Here is a 17,861-nt window from a genome sequence, read left to right as displayed (position 1 = left end):
TTAAATTTAAAATAATCTGTATACTTTAATAACTTATATTGTATCATTAGTTGCAATAAAAATGAATACAAGCCATAGTTATTTTCATGGATAATTTTGCAATATAATGATTTGTTATGCAGTATAATGAATCATTATAATAAAAACCTATATGGCTATATTATAATTGATATAAAGATTGAGATAAAATTAACAAGAAAAGGGGAGTAGTGGTGAAGAAAAAAACAATAGGTGAAAGGGTATTAACTGGTGTAACAGTAATTGTTATTTTAGTAATATGGTTTATGACCACAAAATTAGGATTGGTTGATCCCAAAATAGTACCATCTCCTCAATCCGTATGGGATGCATTAATTGATATTATGCAGAATGGATATAAAAACTATACACTATTTCAGCATCTAGGGGCAAGTATGAATAGACTTATTAGCGCCTTTTTTTCTGCTATGATAATTGCTATTCCATTAGGACTTGCAAGTGGTTATAATTCAAAACTTAGGGCAATTTTTGAGCCTATTATAGAATTTTATAGACCACTTCCGCCATTAGCATATTATACGCTTTTAGTTTTATGGATGGGAATTGAAAATGAATCTAAGATTGCACTTCTATTTTTAGCTTGTTTTGCACCAATATATATTTCTTGCGTATCAGCAGTTATAAAAGTAAAAGAGGATTACATAAATAGTGCTTATACAGTAGGTGCCAGTAAAATGCAAGTATTTCTTCATGTAATATTTCCAGCGTGTTTACCTGACATTTTTACAGGGTTAAGAACAGCTTTAGGTGTTGCTTATACTACTTTGGTATCTGCTGAAATGGTTGCTGCAAACTCTGGTATAGGTTGGATGGTATTGGATGCAAGTCGTTATATGAGAAGCGATATTATATTTTTGGGAATCATTATAATGGGGATTACAGGAATTTTATTAGACAAAAGTATACAGTTTATTGAAAATAAAATTGTTCCTTGGAAGGGAAAAGAATAAAAATATAATTCAGGAGTGATATAAATGAATTTTAAAAAAATCTTAGCTAATGTGGCAATAGTAGCTATGACGGCAGCATTATTTGCAGGATGTGCATCATCAAAAAATTCCGCAGGCAATGGGAAAAATAATGGTGCTTCATCAAATTTACCTAAGGTAGTAAACATAGGCACTCAGCAAATGTCTAATGATGAAAAAATTGCTATAGCAAAAGACTTCTTTGAAAAAGAGCTTGGAGTTAAGGTTAAGATTATTGAATTCCAAGCAGGGGACATAAGAAACGCTCTTGTTTCAAAGGATATTGACTTTGCCTTACTTGGGTCAGCTTCTGCAGCACAGGGTATTGCAAGTGGTATTGACATAGAAACAATTTGGATACATGAAGTTCTTGGGAATGCAGAACAATTAGTTGCTAAAAAGGATTCAAATATTAATTCTATAAAGGATCTTAAAGGGAAAAAGGTTGCTACACCATATACTACAACAACACATTATAGTTTATTAAAGGCTTTAGAGTTAAATGGTATGTCTGAAAAAGACATAAAACTATTTGATATGCAAATGCCTGATATATATGCAGCATGGCAAAGAGGTGACATTGATGCAGCTTATGTATGGGAACCAACACTTTCTAATCTTTTAAAAGATGGCAGAAGTATAATTTCAAGTAAGGATATGGCGGAGAAAGGCGTTATTACATCTAACGTAGAGGTTGTTAGGAGGGAGTTTGCTGATAAATATCCGGATCTTGTAACAAAGTATATCAAGGCTGTAAACAAAGCTGTGAAGCTATATAATGAAAATCAAGCAGATGCTATTAAAACACTTTCAGATTCTTTAGAAATTACACCAGAGGAAGCATTAAAACAAACAAAAGGCTCTATTTGGCTTACTGCTGAACAGCAATTAGATCCTGCTTATTTTGGAACAAGCGATAAAAAGGGTAACCTAGTAAAATCATTAAAAGATACAGCTGATTTCCTATACAAACAAAAGAATCTTAAAAAAGAACCTCAGCTGGATACTTTTGAAAAAGCGGTAAACCCGTCATTTATAGAAAAGGCTATAAAATAATCTGTAGAAAGCTTAAAGCAATGTAATAGAAATGGAGAGTTTTGCATGGATGAAATAGTAAAAGATAAAACAGACTGTGTGGTAACAGTGAGAGATGTGAGTTTAAGATATAGTGGGGAAAAAGGTGATGTTACTGCACTTCAACATATAAATTTAAATATTAAAGAAGGGGAATTTATATGCGTACTTGGACCATCTGGCTGTGGTAAAAGTACCTTATTAAAGATTATTGCAGGTTTTCTTCAGCCATCAGAGGGAGAGGCTGCAATGGATAACAGCCCTATTAGTGGACCGGATTGGCATAGAGGAGTTGTTTTTCAAAGCCCTACCTTATATCCATGGCTGAATGTTCATGATAATGTTGCTTTTGGCTTAAAAATGAGAAAGTTTTCAAAAGGCGAAATTAAAGAATTAACAGATAAATACATAGAACTTGTTGGTTTAAATGGATTTGAAAAACATAAGCCCTATGAACTTTCTGGGGGTATGAAACAAAGAGCTTCTCTTGCAAGGGTTTTAGTAAATAAGCCAAGAATGATTTTAATGGATGAACCCTTTGGAGCATTAGATGCTTTAACAAGGCAAAATATGCAAACCTTAATAAGAACTATTTGGACTAAGACCAAAAATACTGTTTTCCTTATTACTCATGATGTAGATGAAGCCTTAGCCCTTGCAACAAGAGTTATTGTAATGTCAAGCAGGCCAGGTAGAATAATTAAGGAATTTAATACGGATTTCACATATCATATTTTAGGTGTAAGCCATGAAGAAGCAAGATATACACCTGAATATATGAATGTTAGAGAAGAAATCTTAAAAATTATTAATAGCCAAAGTTAAAGATCATCATATAAACAAGTGTTATGCTGTATAACACTTGTTTATTATAAAATGGCATAGGATTGTATTATAATTAACATAGATATTGAGATAAATTTAACAAATTATAAATAAAACAATTAAATCATGGAGGGGTAAAAATGAGTAAAAAGTATTTAATAGTAGGTGGAGTTGCAGGTGGTGCATCTACAGCAGCCAGATTAAGAAGATTAAGTGAAGAAGATGAAATAATAATGTTTGAAAGAGATCCTCACGTATCCTTTTCAAACTGCTGTCTGCCATATCATTTAAGTGGAACAGTAAAGAAGGCAGAAAGTCTAGTACTTATGCACCCAGATAAGTTTTTAGCACAGTACAATATAGATGCTAGGGTCAATAATGAGGTTATAGCCATAGATAGAGTGAAAAAAGAAGTGACAGTTAAAAAAACATTAACTGGAGAAGAGTACACTGAAAACTATGATAAATTAATATTATCTCCAGGTGCAAAGGCTATAGTTCCTCCCATAAAAGGAATTGAAGGCATAAAGGTATTTACAGTAAGAAATGTTGTAGATATAGACAAGCTAAACAAATCTGTAAAAGCAATGGGAATAACTAATATTTCAGTAATTGGAGGAGGATTTATAGGAGTTGAAGTTGCTGAAAACTTAAAAGAAGCAGGACATAATGTAACTCTAATTGAAGCTCTTCCTCACATCATGAAACCTTTTGATTATGATATGGCTCAGATTCTTCACAAAGAAATGTATGATAAGGGCGTAAATCTAATTGTTGGAAATAAAGTAAGTGCCTTTGAAGAAGATACTGTTGTTTTAGAATCTGGTAAGAAGATAGAAGCAGAGGCAGTAGTTATGGCCATTGGTGTAGCTCCAGAGACTTCATTAGCTGTTAAAGCTGGTCTTGAAATTGGAGAAACTGGATCTATAAAAGTGGACCAAAATTATAGAACTAGCGACAAGGATATATATGCAGTTGGAGATGCTATTGAAGTATACCATGCTTTAGCTGGAAAGACAGTTAGATTACCATTAGCTGGACCTGCTCAAAAACAAGCAAGACAAGTTGCTGACCATATTCATGGAAGAGTTGTAAGAAATACAGGATTTATAGGATCATCAATAGTAAAATGTTTTGATTATAATGCAGCTTCAGTAGGTTTAAATGAAGAAATGATAAAAGCACTTAAATTAGATATTAATTATGAAGTAGCTAAAGTAATTCCAGGAGATAAGGTTGGTCTAATGCCAGGATGTGAACCACTTCACTTTAAGTTGATTTTCCAAGTGCCGACAGGAAAAGTATTAGGTGCTCAAGCAATTGGCAGAGGAAATGTAGATAAGAGAGTAGATGTAATTGCTACAGCTATTAAATTTGGAGCAACAGTGGACGACTTAAGAGACTTAGAATTATGCTATGCTCCACCTTTTGGAACTGCTAAGGATGTAGTTAATTTTGCAGGATATGTTGCTACTAACCTATTACATGGCGAATTCAAACAAGTAAGAGAAAAGGATATTAGAGACTTAGTTAAAAAAGGAGCTTGTATAATAGATGTAAGAGAAAAAAAAGAGTATGAATTAAGTCACATAATTGGAGCTAAAAACATACCACTTAGTGAAATAAGACAAAGAATAAATGAAATACCTAAGGATGAACCAGTATATCTACAATGCAGAAGTGCTCAAAGAAGCTATAATGCATTAATGGCGCTTAAGCACTTAGGATACGAAAATGTTTATAATGTTTCAGGTGGATTTATGGGAATATCATTCTATGAGTATTTCAATGACGTGACAACAGGAAGAGAAAAAATAGTTACAGATTATAATTTCCGATAATATCAACCCAAGTGCAAGTCTAATATAGTTTAACTAACAGATTAGACTTGCACAAAAAAAATAAAACTAGAAATGGGGAAGTGAAAGAAATATGAATAATCAGACAGAAATAAGAACTAGAACTAAATCAGGTTCTGTAAAGGGAACCTCTGAAAAAGTAACTATAAATAAGACACAAACATTTATTGGACTTATAATTTTAATAGCTATGGCTGCTTTTGCATCATCCCAATCTGCAAAGAACCCTAAATTGGGATTGTTTTTAATAACTGGACTATCAATTGGATATTTAATGCAAAGATCAAGATTTGGATTTGCAGGAGGTATAAGAAAACTATATGTAACTGGAGATTCAAGTTTAACAAAAGCATTAATGTTATTGCTTACCATCTCATTAATAATGACAGCAGGGTTACACTTTGGTTCATATCTTAATGGTGCTCAGGTTGCTTATAAAGCTATAGAGGGAGCTAAGATAATACCAGGAACTCAAAATGTTGAACCCGTTAGTATTTTAGCTACATTAGGTGGATTAATATTTGGTATTGGTATGATGCTAGGTGGAGGATGTGCCTCTGGAACACTTACAGATGCAGGTGAAGGTGAAGGAAGAGCATTAATAGTTTTATTCTTCTTTGTAACAGGATCTGTATGGGGAGCACATGATATGGCTTGGTGGAAAACTACTTTCGTTTATTCTTGGAATACAAGAGTTTATTTACCAGATGTTTTTGGTTATATGGGAGCCATAGTAATTTCATTATTAGGATTCTTAGGAATTTATGTTTTTGCAAAATGGTATGAAAATAAGAGAAAAAGAGAAAATACACTTATTCCATTAGAATATGAAGAGTGGGAAAAGGAATTGGAAGAACCAGCTGAATACAAGTTCTTTAGTAAAGAAACTTATCACAAGTTCTTTATAAAAAGATGGTCTTTCTATACTGGAGCAGTGCTTTTATCAGTTATGTTTGAAGTAATATTACTTTCAACAGGCAAGAGCTGGGGAGTAACTTCTACTTTTGCATACTGGGGAGCTTGGATATATCAATCAATAGGGTTAATTGATGTTTCAAAATGGCCTTATTTTGCAAAAGAGATGAAGAATATAAATGCAGGGTTTATGAACGACCCAGGTTCAATGAGAAACTTAGGAATAATTATAGGTGCTTTAATATCTCCATTATTAGCAGGACATTTTTCATTTAAGAGAGGCTTTAAATTTAAAGATATTGTTTTCTATGCAATAGGTGGAATATTTATGGGATACGGCGCAAGACTTTCAGCTGGATGTAACATAGGAGCCTTATATTCAGGAATATGTAATTTCTCCTTATCAGGATGGACATTCATGGTGGCCTTAACTATTGGAGGAATAATCGGAGTTAATTTAGTTAGAAAGTTTAATATCGCCTCATAAGAGGGACTGACCCTTGTAAAAAAGTGGAAGCAAGGGGACTGACCCCTTTCAAAAAATGGAAATACCACTGGGGTGGTTACATAGAGTGCGGAAAGAAAATAAACCTTACAGTAAAGTAAGGTTTATTTTCTTTATCTATTAAGGTAATTAACAAGTTTTTGGAAGCTGGAATTCCCCTCTAAAGGTTACAACTTGAGTCTTATCAAGATTTGCAGCACCACAATCACAATCCTCTAATCTTACAGTTAAGCTTCCTTTAAGTGTATTACAAGCTATTGGTTTAGGAGTACTTTGAGCTTGAGTTGGAGGTGTTCCTTGATGAGCTACTACCTGATTTACGCATATAGAGCTTTGACAACATATAGCAGCTGTATTTTGATCATTGCTTAATTGAGTAAGGGGTATATTACTAGTGGAGTTAATACCACAAGTACCTTGCACATTGCTAAGACTAGCAATATATTGTATACAGCCAATTACTCTAATTGGATATAAATTTGCAGTTACTGGAGGGCATGCATCTGTTGTAATGGTTACTTGACATGGTGTTGGGTCAACAAAACAGTATAGGCAGCTTTTAACAGCTAGACTTCTAGTGCCACGAGTACCTCCACCTTCTCCAAGAGCAGCTAATACATTAAATCCAATTGGTACAGGTACTTTGCAGCAATATTGTACTCTATCATTACATGGAGGACATTGACTAGTACATGAGCATGATGCTGCTTGGGCAGGAGCTGCGCCGCCTTGGCCACATGCGGTACATCCGCCATTAATTGTTTCTTCTAAAATAGGCAACTCTGTTACTTCTTCATCTAATGTGGTAGCTATTTGTTCACTTAATTTATCCATTTCCATCAATATTTCTTGAATATCTTTCATAATATACAATCTCCTTTAAAAAATATTTTTAAAAATAAACTTTTTAATATATAATATGTGTTTTACAGTTATAGGTTACAATTTTTATGATCTTTTAGAACTTTTAAGTTATAACTATTCTTCTATTTAGCATATGTTATATATAAGAAACAACTCTTTGTGGGGGAATATGGATGGTAGTGAATAAAAGAAATTTTTACATAATTAGAAAAAGTAATGGTGTTGTATGGAATTTTTTATGTGACGAAAATATGGGAATAATCTACAGAATTTTAATAGATGATAGATGGTCAGACTATAATATGCTTACTAATTCATATGTAGATGATTTTTATATTGCATTGCTTCCAAATGATTTCATTTATATTCTATATAAAGATTTAAGTGGGAATATAATGTTAAAGATACATGATGGCTTAAAATGGAGTAAAGAAAAAATTATTCAAAGCTTTCAAAATCCTATGTTAGAGATAAATTTCAAATCTATTTCTCTTAAGAATGAAATCCATATAGTTTATTGCATATTAAACAAAAAGAGTAAAAACATAACAATGTTTCATCAAAAAATTGATGAATCCCTTAAATTATCTGACTCTAAAATCATTGATACAATAAATTTCAGTAATAATCTTTCTTTTAATCTAAGTGTTTTAAAAAATCATGATTTATTTATTGTATATGAAAAACCAATAAATGGTTACAATTTAGGTTATAGAATACTAAATAAAGAAAATGGCCGTTGGTCTAACTTCTATATTATTGATGAAAATAAGGAACCATTAAAAGATTATTCCTTCTTGCCTCTTAATAATACTCTATGCGTTTTAGCTATAAAAAAAGAAGAACGTACAAATTCCCTTTTATTTTATGAAGGTAATTTATCTAATTTTAAATGTAATAAAATTTTTGAAGGTAATAATTTAACTTCTTGCTCCTTGGCAATGATAGGGGATAAGCCCTTTGGCAGTTGGATAAATAGCAATGATATTTACTATAATTTCTTTATAAAGGATGCTGAATCAATCATTGTTTCCCCTTACCGAGAAATTTTGCCATATGTCCAAGTAATTAAGGCTAAATATATTTCAAAAGATTTTCATGAAATATATTTAAGGCATGAGGATGACTTAGCTTTTTTAATGGATATAGAAAACTATTCTCCTACCTTAAATAAATATATTATTAACTGTATGAAGGAGAATTGTGAAAAAATTACATATTATATAGATACTATTGATAAACTTAAGAAGGTTAACTTATCTCAGGCAAATAAACTAAATAGTATACGAGAAGAATTTAAAATATTTAATGATAACAAACACTTATTAGCCGAAAGTATAAATTTTTTACAAAAAAACCTAGCAGATAAAGAAGAAGAAATCAAAAAGCTAAATGAAAAAATAGAGTCTTTAAATTCACCCTTAAAGAGATTCTTTAAGTGGGACTGACCCTTGTAAAAAAACGGAAGTATTATATAAGAAAGCTTCAGGTGAGAAAATAATTCATCTGAAGTTTTTTCCTTCTTTTTTATTTGAAAGATATTCTTCATAACATCATAAAATATGACCTTTTCCTGGGACAAGCTACACATTTAGTTGGTAACCATGACAAAAAAAGTTTCAATTGGGGTTGAAAAATATGTTGTTTAGGTATACAATAAAAATATACGAATTAAGTATACATTTAAATAAGATGTTTCAAAATATGCTTTATGCAATGAAATATATTAGATAAATCGGAGGTGTATTTATGTTTTTTAAGACTACAGAGCAACATGAAAATTTGAGAACAAAAATTAGAGAATTTGCTGAAGAGGAAGTAAAACCTATTGCATTTATGTTGGATCAGGAAAATAAATTCCCTTCGGAAGCAATTCATAAGTTAGCTGATATGGGCATGATGGGAATCCCATATCCCAAAGAATACGGCGGAGCAGGTCTGGATGTATTAAGCTATGCAATTGCCGTTGAGGAATTATCAAGAGTTGATGGTGGTACAGGGGTAATCCTTTCCGCTCATACATCCTTGGGTACATATCCAATTGCTGCCTATGGAACTGAGGAGCAGAAGCAAAAATACTTGGTTCCACTGGCAAAGGGAGAGAAACTTGGAGCATTTGGTCTTACTGAAGAAAATGCCGGTAGTGACGCTGCTGGTACTGAGACTACTGCCGTGTTAGAAGGAGATCACTACATTTTAAATGGAGAAAAGATTTTCATAACAAACGCAGGTGAGGCTGATATTTACATTATTTTTGCAGTTACTACACCTGATATAGGTACTCGTGGTATCAGTGCATTTATTGTGGAGAAGGACTCTGAAGGCTTTAGCTTTGGTAAACATTACGATAAGCTGGGTATTCGTTCTTCTGCAACTGGAGAACTGGTTTTCAACGATGTAAAAGTACCTAAAGAAAATCTATTAGGTAAAGAAGGAGAAGGCTTCAAAATTGCTATGTCCACATTAGATGGCGGCCGTATTGGTATTGCATCTCAGGCTCTTGGTATAGCACAGGGTGCTTATGAACATGCACTGGAGTATTCAAAAGAAAGAATTCAGTTTGGTAAGCCTATTTGTCAGCAGCAGACTATAGCATTTAAGTTGGCTGATATGGCTACAAAGCTTAGAGCAGCAAGATTACTAGTTTATAGTGCAGCAGAGCTAAAAGAAAATCATGAGCATTATAGTATGGAAGCCGCTATGGCTAAACAATATACTTCCGATGTTTGCCTTGAGATTGTAAATGACGCTTTACAAATATTTGGCGGAAGCGGTTATATGAAGGGTATGGAAGTTGAACGTGCTTATAGGGATGCTAAGATTTGTACAATATATGAAGGAACTAATGAGATTCAGCGTGTGGTTATAGCTTCTAACATTATAGGAAAAATGCCTAAGGAAGAGCACACAGGTAAAACTTCTAAGAGAGAACCTGCTACAGGTTATCGTAAGAAAGTTATTTTCAAGGAAGGAACTCCTGAAGAAAGAGTTAATGCTCTTGTAAAAGCTCTTAAGGAAGATGGCTATGATTTTACAGTTGGAATTCCTTTGGATACTCCTATTGGTAAAGCTGAAAGGGTAGTTAGTGCAGGTATAGGCATAGGAGAAAAGAAAAATATGAAGCTTATAAAAGATTTAGCAGTACAAGCTGGTGCAGCCATAGGCTCTTCTCGTCCAGTAGCTGAAACACTTAAATATGTACCACTAAATCGTTATGTTGGTATGTCTGGTCAAAAGTTCAAAGGAAATCTTTATATTGCCTGTGGTATTTCAGGTGCGAGTCAGCATTTGAAAGGCATAAAGGATGCCTCCACAATTGTTGCTATAAATATAAATCCTAATGCTAAAATCTTTAAAAATGCGGACTATGGTATTGTTGGAGATTTGATGGAGATATTGCCACTACTTACTGCTGCTTTAGATAATGGAGAAGCAAAGAAGGAAGCACCACCAATGAAGAAGATGAAAAGAGCAATTCCAAAGAAAGCTGCTCCAACTTGGAAGTATCATGTATGTAACGGATGCGGTTATGAATATGACCCTAGCGTAGGTGATCCAGAAGGCGAAATAATGCCAGGTACACTATTTGAAAATTTACCTGAAGAGTGGACTTGTCCAGCTTGCGGTGAAGGAAAAGATGAATTTATAGAAGTATAATTTACATGATTAAATAAATGGAATAATGTGTTTTGGTATGAAGGAGGATTAAATATGTATTGTGTTAGAAATATAACTGAGGATCTTTATTGGGTTGGTGGCAATGATCGCCGCCTTGCCCTATTTGAAAATATTCATCCTATTGAAAAAGGCGTTTCATATAATTCTTATCTACTTTTAGATAAAAAGACAGTACTTTTTGATACAGTGGACTGGTCAATTTGCCGTCAGTTTCTTGAGAATATTCAAGCGGTTTTAGGGGACAGACCTTTAGATTACATGGTAATAAACCATATGGAACCAGATCATGCGGCATGCATTGAAGAGATTATTCTTCGTTATCCAGATGTAAAGATTATATGCACTGAAAAAGCTTTCATGTTTATGAATCAATTTGGTTTCCATATTGATGGTAAGGTAATGAAAGTAAAAGAAGGCGACACTATGTCATTTGGAAAGCATAATGTTGTGTTTGTATCTGCACCAATGGTACATTGGCCAGAAGCTATGGTGACATATGATGCTACTGATGGTGTACTATTCTCTGCTGATGCCTTTGGTTCTTTCCGCTCTTTGGATGGTAAACTATTTAATGATGAAGTAAATTTTGATAGAGATTGGATTGATGAGGCTAGAAGATATTATACAAACATTGTAGGTAAGTATGGTCCACATGTTCAAGCTCTTTTGAAGAAGGCAAGTACTATAGATATCAAGATTATATGTCCTCTACATGGATTGGTATGGCGTAATAATTTTGGGTACTTGTTAGGTAAGTACGATAAATGGAGCCGTTATGAACCTGAAGAAAAGGGTGTAATGATTGTTTATGGAACAATGTACGGCAACACAGAAGCCGCTGCTAACGACTTGGCAACAAGATTAGCTAAAAAAGGAATGACTAATATAGTTATGTATGATGTTTCAAAAACTCATGTGTCCTATTTGATTTCTGAAACATTTAAATATAGTCATGTGGTTCTTGCTTCTGTAACTTATAACTTAAAGATTTATCCACCAATGCTAAATTACATTATGGATATGAAGGCATTAAATGTTCAAAAACGTACTTTTGGTCTTATAGAAAATGGTTCATGGGCTCCTCAATCTGATAAATTGATGCGTGAACTTTTAAATGAAATGAAAGACATAACCGTTTTAGACAATGAGATATCAGTGAACTCCAGCATGAAAGAACAAGATGTAGATTCAATGGAATCCCTTGCTGATAGCATTATAGAATCAATGAAGTAATTTTAGAAAAATAATAATGAAAAGCACATGTATCTAATTCCTGTAAGTTGGGAAAGGTATATGTGCTTTTTTAAAATTTTAAAAATTAATATAATTTTAATATTTATGTTATATAATAAAGTATCTACAAGGTAATGTAAATAGCTTTAAAAAAATTAAATAATGTTTATTCGAGGTATTATGAAATGACTAATTTATGGAGTGTCATATTGGCAATTATGGGAATACTTTTACATTCTATAGGCATATTGCTGCAAAAAAAAGGTACAAGCGGCATAAATTTTAAAGAACTAATTAATTTGAAAAATATAAAAAATATGAAGATTTCCTCTGACTTAATAATATGGGTTATAGGGCTTATATTGGCCTATAATATTTCTGTTTTTCCAACAGCAATTGCCTCTAAAGGACTGGCTCCTGAAGTGATTTCAGCAATTTCAGGCTTAGGTATAGTATTTGTTATTATTCTGTCACACATTTTTTTAAAAGAGGAGCTTTACAAATCAGATATACTATTTGCAATAATTATTATTGTCTGCCTATATGTAATCTGTGCTGCTCAGCAAAGGAAAACTATTACATACGTTGATAAAACAGCCTTTTATGCATTGACCTTGTCTCCATTTTTATTGTTAATGCCAGTTTTTTTAAAAAAATTGACGAATAAGATAAAGGCCGTTTTATTTTCATCTATATCCGGACTTACTGGCGGAGTTGCATATGTTATATTAAATGTAAGTGTTAATACTGGAAGAGGTTCATTTGCCGGAATTTTTAGATCTGCTTATATATATGAATATATTATTGTTGGATTTATTTCAGGGGCATTTCTACAAGTTGCATATAAATTTGGTGATATAATACATATTGTACCTGTTCAAATGTCTCTTACAATAATTTATCCTTTAATTTGCTCCTATTTTATTTTTCATAAGAGCATTTCTATAGTTCAGAATTTATCAATTTTGGTCATAGCCTTGTGCTGTTGGATAATTTTAAGAAGACATTGAAAATATAATTTAGCAAAGATAAGCTTCGTCGGAAATATGATTTTGTATTGGAGGGCATACTATGAGAATAATATCTAAATCATCTTTTTTAAGAAAGTTTGCAATTTACACGGGAGTATTCCTTTTTATTTCGATGATATTAACATTTGTATCAACAAAATTGCCTGAACGGTATTATCGATATAATAGCTGGATGTACAAGGAAAGAAATTGGGAAAAGGGCGGAGAGTTTTATCAAGATAAATTTAAAGTGAGGGCATGGAAAAAGAAACTTCCAGAATTAGCTGATTTTATTAAATCTATATTTCCTAAAAAATTTATAAAGGAATTCCAGGGTGAATTTATAGCGAAATATTTAATGGAGTCATGCAAAGCTGAATTTACACACTGGTCTATTATTTTTTCTACAGTTATATTTTTAATATTTGATGGCATTACAGCATTTATTTCTATGCTGTTTTTAGCCATCATATTAAATTTTCCTTTTATAATAATTCAAAGATATAATAGACCTAGAATAATATCAATTATGAAACATAAAGGGACAGAAGTTTAATCCCTTTTGTTTTTGATATTTTGCAAAACACTTACAATAAATTTAACTATATCACTTGCTGCATTAGGCTGTCTAAATTTTAATTGACTTTCTCTTATTTCTTTAAGCATTTTTCCATTATTATCAATAAGTTCCCTTACAACTTGCGGCAGCTTATTTATATCCTCACACTCAACTCCTAGATTGTTACGTGTAACAAACTGAGGGTTTTTTTCTTCTTGTCCTGTAAAGGAGCCTGTTATTATTATTGGTTTGCACAAATTTATAGCTTCCATAAGTACGTTAGGACTAGCTCTTATTAGAAGTATGTCGGAATTCATCATATAGTAGTTAACTTTATCAGTAAATCCGTAAACTGTTATCCTGTCAGGGTATTTAGGTTTCAAATAGCTCTCAAGGGATTTCTTAAGCCTAGTATTCTTTCCAACTAAAATTACCACATTACAATTAAAGTTTTCTAAAAGGCTTTCAGATATTTGTTTTGAAAAACTTCCACCTTGACTGCCATTCATAATGAAAAAATTAAGTCTGCTATTATCAACGGTACAAGCTATTGGTATATGGACATTTTCAGCACTTACATGGTTGAATATATCCCTTGTTGGAAACCCAAAAATCCTCAACCTATCTTTAGGAATTCCTAGCTCAACTAAGCTATTATAGGATTCTTTTGACGGGCATAGAGTATATAATGAACGTTTATCAGCCCAAAGATGAGAGATATTGTCCAAATCCGCTACTATTACTATAACAGGTATATTTAAACCATTTTTTTCGAGAATATTAATAATAGATCCTATGAAAGCTGGATGAACAGTGACAATTAAGTTTGGTTTGCTTTCTTGTATTAGCTTAAGAAAATTCTTTTTTATGGTACTTTCTATGAAAGAATTAATAAGGCTGGGAATTTTATTCCCTAATTTATATAAAGCCCCCCATAAACGAGGAGCAAAGACTGCCACTTTATTATAAAGCTTGGACAATGTTTTTGTAAAAACACCACCAAGTAAAAAAGCATCTACCTCTTCAATGGATATCCCTTGGTTTAATTTTTCAAATTGATTATATAAGGACTGAATTATACTTTTATGACCATTTCCAGTATAGTTAGATGATATAAAAAGAATCTTATCCAATTTAGCATTTTCCTCCTTGTATTCCTTATCTTGCATTCAATGATTATTAAATATCTAGCTCCTTAACTTTTTGCTATGCATCTTTTATATTGTAACATTTTGAGAGTATTATTGTAAGAGGTCAATCTCAAAAGCATTTAACTACATATGCCTATGTTATATAATCCAGTTTTTTCACCTCTAGTAACAACTGGAATGATATTATTTTATAATACATTATATCTGCTTGAACGATTTTTTAAACCCTTAATTAACTCATTTTCACTTCGGCAACTTTACACTAACATTCATTATTGTACTTGTAGAAGATTAAAATTAGATTAAATACAATAAAAAGATAAGCAAAATCTATTCTAAGGTGAATATATTATTGATAAATGAGGAGTGTTTTATTTTAACTTGCATTTAGCGTAAAAATTTCTCCTGTGATAGTGGTCGTTATAACAAGCGAAGGCACTGAATAGATATTAATAGAGAAGATTAATGAGGGGGATGATATTTGTGAAAATAAATAAGAAGTATAGGGGAGTTGTCTTTTCATGTCTTGCTGCTGCATTTATATCTATACCCATTGCCTTTTTTATGGTATTAATAAATTATGGATTTAGAGAGGGCTTTTTTATAGCATTTTTAAAATCTGCATTGTTGGGTACAGCCATCTCTGTGCCATTGGCTAATATATTTATTCCATTGGCAGAGAAGATAGTAAATAACATAGTGGAGGAATAGTAATTGATGTGCTACCAAGGGTGGATTATAATGTTATTATAGTATTATTTTTTGAGAATTTATAGAATAGGGGGAACTAGATTATGAAATTTTGCTGGAGTACATTAATGGTTAAAAATATGGAGGAATCTTTAAAGTTTTATAAAGAAATAATTGGGCTTCAGGTGGATAGAAGATTCAAAGCAGGGCCAGGAGTAGAAATTACATTTTTAGGGGATGGAGAAACAAAGATTGAACTTGTATGCAATGAAGCTTCTAATGAAGTAAACTTTGGGCAAGATATTTCACTGGGATTTGAAGTGAATTCATTAGATGAAACAATGGCTTTAGTTAAAGAAAAGGGCATAGACATCCATAGTGGACCATTTCAACCTAATCCACATACCAAGTTTTTCTATGTATTAGATCCAAATGGATTAAAAATTCAGTTTGTAGAGAATATTTAATAACAAATTATTAGGTAGCTGCACAACTTATGGCGGTTTATAAATGTGAAAGGTGCATAATATCATGATTGATAAATTGATATAACATAAATAAGAAAAGCTTAGTGCGTCAACACTAAGCCAAGTCTTAGAACAAAAGCAGATAACCCAAATCTTTGATTTGGTGCTAGTTGCTTTCATAGAGTGCTTATTTTGTTTTAGGGCTATTGGATAAATTTAATTAAGTAAATTTGTTAAGGAAGAAGTGCTAATCTTTGCAGGATGAGGCACTTTTTTCTTTGCTTTTGACTTCTATATCAAGACCAAGAAATTTTTAGAACTGAAGGATACGAAAATTATATTCATAAAAAATGTTGTAAGAACGATAAAAATATAAAGAATAACGATAAATATTTATTGTAATCATTAAAATGTTGGTGTATATATGCTTGTGCTGCTCCTTATGTTGTGTCGCTGTTTAAATTAAAATCCATATGTAAGTTATTTACCGAAGGGAATTCCTTTTCACCTAAAATTGCTGAGGAGTTCAAAGGAATGGCAATATGTGCATTTAGTGAAGTTATAATTTTTATATTAGCAGAGTTATTCTTATATTTTGTACAGGACTTTTTTCTGTATGCAGGAACAATTATTCCTATGATAGTTGTAAATTTAGATGTTATGATGGCAAAAAGAAAAATGTCACTAACAGAATTATCCCAAAAGCTTGGTATGACTATGGCTAATGTTTCTAACTTTAAAAATCAAAAGGCAAAAGCTTTTAGATTTACAACTCTTGATGCATTATGCAAAATACTACAATGCCAACCGGGTGATATTTTGGAATATAGAGAGGATATATAGTAAAGGGCAAAGAGCACAGATCTATGAGTGAATAGTAAAAGTATTTTTTTCTGTTTCACTATATTCTTTAGTAAATATGAAAGGCAAATAGATTACACAGAAACAAATTAAGTTTGCTAATACTAATTTCCCGCTAAGGATAACATTAACTCCTGCAGCACTGTTAAGGGTAGGAACAATTCCATTGTTTGCGAAATGGATTACAGTAACAGCCCATATGTTTTCCGTTTTCATATAGACAAATCCAAAGAATATGGCATAGCCAATACAGACAATCAATTGATTTAAAACAGAGTAAAAAGGCGTTGCTGGACTATAATAAAATAAATTTATTGGCAAATGCCATATTCCCCATATAATCCCCAAAAGAATTACACCCTTTCGTTTACCCAGTCTTTGTTGAAGGGCAGGTTGAAGGAAATATCTCCAGCCATATTCTTCTCCTAAAAATGCAATACACATACTCGGAAAGTGAAATACGCTATTCGATTTTTCTGTGCTTATGAAAGCATCAATAAATTTTTTACTATTTCCCGAGATAAGTGCACTTAAAAAGCTCTCACATATACATAGAACAACAAATAACAAAGTATAACCAATAGATGATTTCACATTTTTATCAAGTCCCAATCCGGAATGATATATTTTCTCTTTTTTATCTATAAAATATACAAGAGATAAGATAATGCTCCCTACAACCCACAACATTAGCATATATGCATTTGGATCTTTATTAAGTACAAATATATCTATTAAAAGAACTAAAATTGATGTAATGGTAAAAAACAAATAAACTCCATAAAATTTCATGGGAAGGTTTTTGCGTCTTTCTTTGTTTAACAATAAAGCTGTCATCACACCTATAGATGGATAATACATCTGTGTTAAGGTAAAAGAATCCACTGGATATTTAGTGTATGCAAACCCCATAACAATACCCATACCTATGGTCAAACCAAAGGTTATCATAAAAAATATAAAAAGCTCTTTGTTGGAAAAATTGTATTCAGACATTTTTACCCCCTTATTAAGTACAGGTTTTAACTAATACTGTTTATATCTACAAATGTGAAATATATTGTAAATAGATTATATAACAATTGTAACATTAATCCCAATAAAATGCATATAATTGCAGAAAAAGATAATAAATGGACAAGAGCTATCATATATCAAATAGT

At 32.0% G+C, this 17,861-nt stretch carries 16 protein-coding genes; 13 read left to right on the top strand and 3 right to left on the bottom strand.

The window, feature by feature from the left end:
* Positions 1 to 212 precede the first annotated feature (212 nt).
* From CLLI_RS03380 to CLLI_RS03360, 5 genes are all read left to right on the top strand, one after another.
* On the top strand, positions 213 to 989 hold the full coding sequence (locus CLLI_RS03380; RefSeq protein WP_106062834.1) for an ABC transporter permease: 777 nt from the start codon (positions 213 to 215) through the stop codon (positions 987 to 989).
* Between the two features lie 24 nt (positions 990 to 1,013).
* Positions 1,014 to 2,063 (top strand): taurine ABC transporter substrate-binding protein, encoded by a 1,050-nt coding sequence (locus CLLI_RS03375; protein WP_106062833.1) that lies wholly within the window; start codon positions 1,014 to 1,016, stop codon positions 2,061 to 2,063.
* A 45-nt stretch (positions 2,064 to 2,108) separates the two neighbouring features.
* On the top strand, positions 2,109 to 2,906 hold the full coding sequence (locus CLLI_RS03370; protein WP_106062832.1) for an ABC transporter ATP-binding protein: 798 nt from the start codon (positions 2,109 to 2,111) through the stop codon (positions 2,904 to 2,906).
* 140 nt (positions 2,907 to 3,046) lie between these two features.
* Complete coding sequence (locus CLLI_RS03365) at positions 3,047 to 4,747, top strand: FAD-dependent oxidoreductase (protein WP_106062831.1); 1,701 nt, start codon at positions 3,047 to 3,049, stop codon at positions 4,745 to 4,747.
* Positions 4,748 to 4,910: 163 nt separating this feature from the next.
* On the top strand, positions 4,911 to 6,167 hold the full coding sequence (locus CLLI_RS03360; protein WP_106062854.1) for a YeeE/YedE family protein: 1,257 nt from the start codon (positions 4,911 to 4,913) through the stop codon (positions 6,165 to 6,167).
* Positions 6,168 to 6,314: 147 nt separating this feature from the next.
* Here the strand turns inward: CLLI_RS03360 and CLLI_RS03355 are convergent, their stop codons facing one another.
* A complete protein-coding gene (locus CLLI_RS03355; protein ID WP_106062830.1) occupies positions 6,315 to 7,049 on the bottom strand; it encodes a hypothetical protein in 735 nt (244 codons plus the stop codon).
* 173 nt (positions 7,050 to 7,222) lie between these two features.
* Here CLLI_RS03355 and CLLI_RS03350 point away from each other — a divergent pair, with 173 nt between their 5' ends.
* The 5 genes from CLLI_RS03350 (at position 7,223) to CLLI_RS03330 (ending at position 13,526) form a co-directional block, all read left to right on the top strand.
* The gene (locus CLLI_RS03350) at positions 7,223 to 8,497 is read left to right on the top strand and encodes a hypothetical protein (protein ID WP_106062829.1); all 1,275 of its coding nucleotides are present in this window, start codon (positions 7,223 to 7,225) and stop codon (positions 8,495 to 8,497) included.
* 301 nt (positions 8,498 to 8,798) lie between these two features.
* The gene (locus CLLI_RS03345) at positions 8,799 to 10,706 is read left to right on the top strand and encodes an acyl-CoA dehydrogenase family protein (RefSeq protein WP_106062828.1); all 1,908 of its coding nucleotides are present in this window, start codon (positions 8,799 to 8,801) and stop codon (positions 10,704 to 10,706) included.
* A gap of 54 nt (positions 10,707 to 10,760) precedes the next feature.
* The gene (locus CLLI_RS03340; RefSeq protein WP_106062827.1) at positions 10,761 to 11,960 is read left to right on the top strand and encodes an FprA family A-type flavoprotein; all 1,200 of its coding nucleotides are present in this window, start codon (positions 10,761 to 10,763) and stop codon (positions 11,958 to 11,960) included.
* 209 nt (positions 11,961 to 12,169) lie between these two features.
* A complete protein-coding gene (locus CLLI_RS03335) occupies positions 12,170 to 12,970 on the top strand; it encodes a hypothetical protein (protein WP_106062826.1) in 801 nt (266 codons plus the stop codon).
* 61 nt (positions 12,971 to 13,031) lie between these two features.
* Positions 13,032 to 13,526 (top strand): glycosyl-4,4'-diaponeurosporenoate acyltransferase CrtO family protein, encoded by a 495-nt coding sequence (locus CLLI_RS03330; RefSeq protein ID WP_106062825.1) that lies wholly within the window; start codon positions 13,032 to 13,034, stop codon positions 13,524 to 13,526.
* Here the strand turns inward: CLLI_RS03330 and CLLI_RS03325 are convergent.
* A complete protein-coding gene (locus CLLI_RS03325) occupies positions 13,523 to 14,662 on the bottom strand; it encodes an MGDG synthase family glycosyltransferase (protein WP_170063636.1) in 1,140 nt (379 codons plus the stop codon). The genes CLLI_RS03330 and CLLI_RS03325 overlap by 4 nt on opposite strands.
* Before the next feature lie 501 nt (positions 14,663 to 15,163).
* Here CLLI_RS03325 and CLLI_RS03320 point away from each other — a divergent pair.
* From CLLI_RS03320 to CLLI_RS14960, 3 genes are all read left to right on the top strand, one after another.
* Positions 15,164 to 15,391 carry a DUF2798 domain-containing protein gene (locus tag CLLI_RS03320; protein ID WP_170063635.1) on the top strand — a complete coding sequence of 76 codons (228 nt, stop codon included), beginning with the start codon at positions 15,164 to 15,166 and terminating at the stop codon, positions 15,389 to 15,391.
* 83 nt (positions 15,392 to 15,474) lie between these two features.
* Entirely contained in the window at positions 15,475 to 15,837 is a 363-nt protein-coding gene (locus tag CLLI_RS03315) for a VOC family protein (RefSeq protein WP_106062822.1), read from the top strand.
* A 420-nt stretch (positions 15,838 to 16,257) separates the two neighbouring features.
* Positions 16,258 to 16,680, top strand: a complete 423-nt coding sequence (locus CLLI_RS14960; protein ID WP_146127066.1) for a helix-turn-helix domain-containing protein — start codon at positions 16,258 to 16,260, stop codon at positions 16,678 to 16,680.
* Positions 16,681 to 16,701: 21 nt separating this feature from the next.
* Here the strand turns inward: CLLI_RS14960 and CLLI_RS03305 are convergent, their stop codons facing one another.
* The gene (locus tag CLLI_RS03305; RefSeq protein WP_106062821.1) at positions 16,702 to 17,694 is read right to left on the bottom strand and encodes a CPBP family intramembrane glutamic endopeptidase; all 993 of its coding nucleotides are present in this window, start codon (positions 17,692 to 17,694) and stop codon (positions 16,702 to 16,704) included.
* Positions 17,695 to 17,861 lie beyond the last annotated feature (167 nt).

It is taken from the genome of Clostridium liquoris, assembly GCF_002995785.1.
In the GTDB taxonomy this organism is placed as follows: domain Bacteria; phylum Bacillota; class Clostridia; order Clostridiales; family Clostridiaceae; genus Clostridium_AO; species Clostridium_AO liquoris.
The sequence above is the reverse complement of the archived record's forward strand: the minus strand, read 5'-3'. Positions and strand labels throughout refer to the sequence as shown.

Excerpts from the sequence above, each read along its gene's own strand:
- CLLI_RS03375 (WP_106062833.1), top strand. The coding sequence starts at position 1,014 with ATGAATTTTAAAAAAATCTTAGCTAATGTGGCAATAGTAGCTATGACG.
- CLLI_RS03370 (WP_106062832.1), top strand. The coding sequence starts at position 2,109 with ATGGATGAAATAGTAAAAGATAAAACAGACTGTGTGGTAACAGTGAGA.
- CLLI_RS03365 (WP_106062831.1), top strand. The coding sequence starts at position 3,047 with ATGAGTAAAAAGTATTTAATAGTAGGTGGAGTTGCAGGTGGTGCATCT.
- CLLI_RS03355 (WP_106062830.1), bottom strand. The coding sequence starts at position 7,049 with ATGAAAGATATTCAAGAAATATTGATGGAAATGGATAAATTAAGTGAA.
- CLLI_RS03350 (WP_106062829.1), top strand. The coding sequence starts at position 7,223 with ATGGTAGTGAATAAAAGAAATTTTTACATAATTAGAAAAAGTAATGGT.
- CLLI_RS03345 (WP_106062828.1), top strand. The coding sequence starts at position 8,799 with ATGTTTTTTAAGACTACAGAGCAACATGAAAATTTGAGAACAAAAATT.
- CLLI_RS03340 (WP_106062827.1), top strand. The coding sequence starts at position 10,761 with ATGTATTGTGTTAGAAATATAACTGAGGATCTTTATTGGGTTGGTGGC.
- CLLI_RS03330 (WP_106062825.1), top strand. The coding sequence starts at position 13,032 with ATGAGAATAATATCTAAATCATCTTTTTTAAGAAAGTTTGCAATTTAC.
- CLLI_RS03315 (WP_106062822.1), top strand. The coding sequence starts at position 15,475 with ATGAAATTTTGCTGGAGTACATTAATGGTTAAAAATATGGAGGAATCT.
- CLLI_RS03305 (WP_106062821.1), bottom strand. The coding sequence starts at position 17,694 with ATGTCTGAATACAATTTTTCCAACAAAGAGCTTTTTATATTTTTTATG.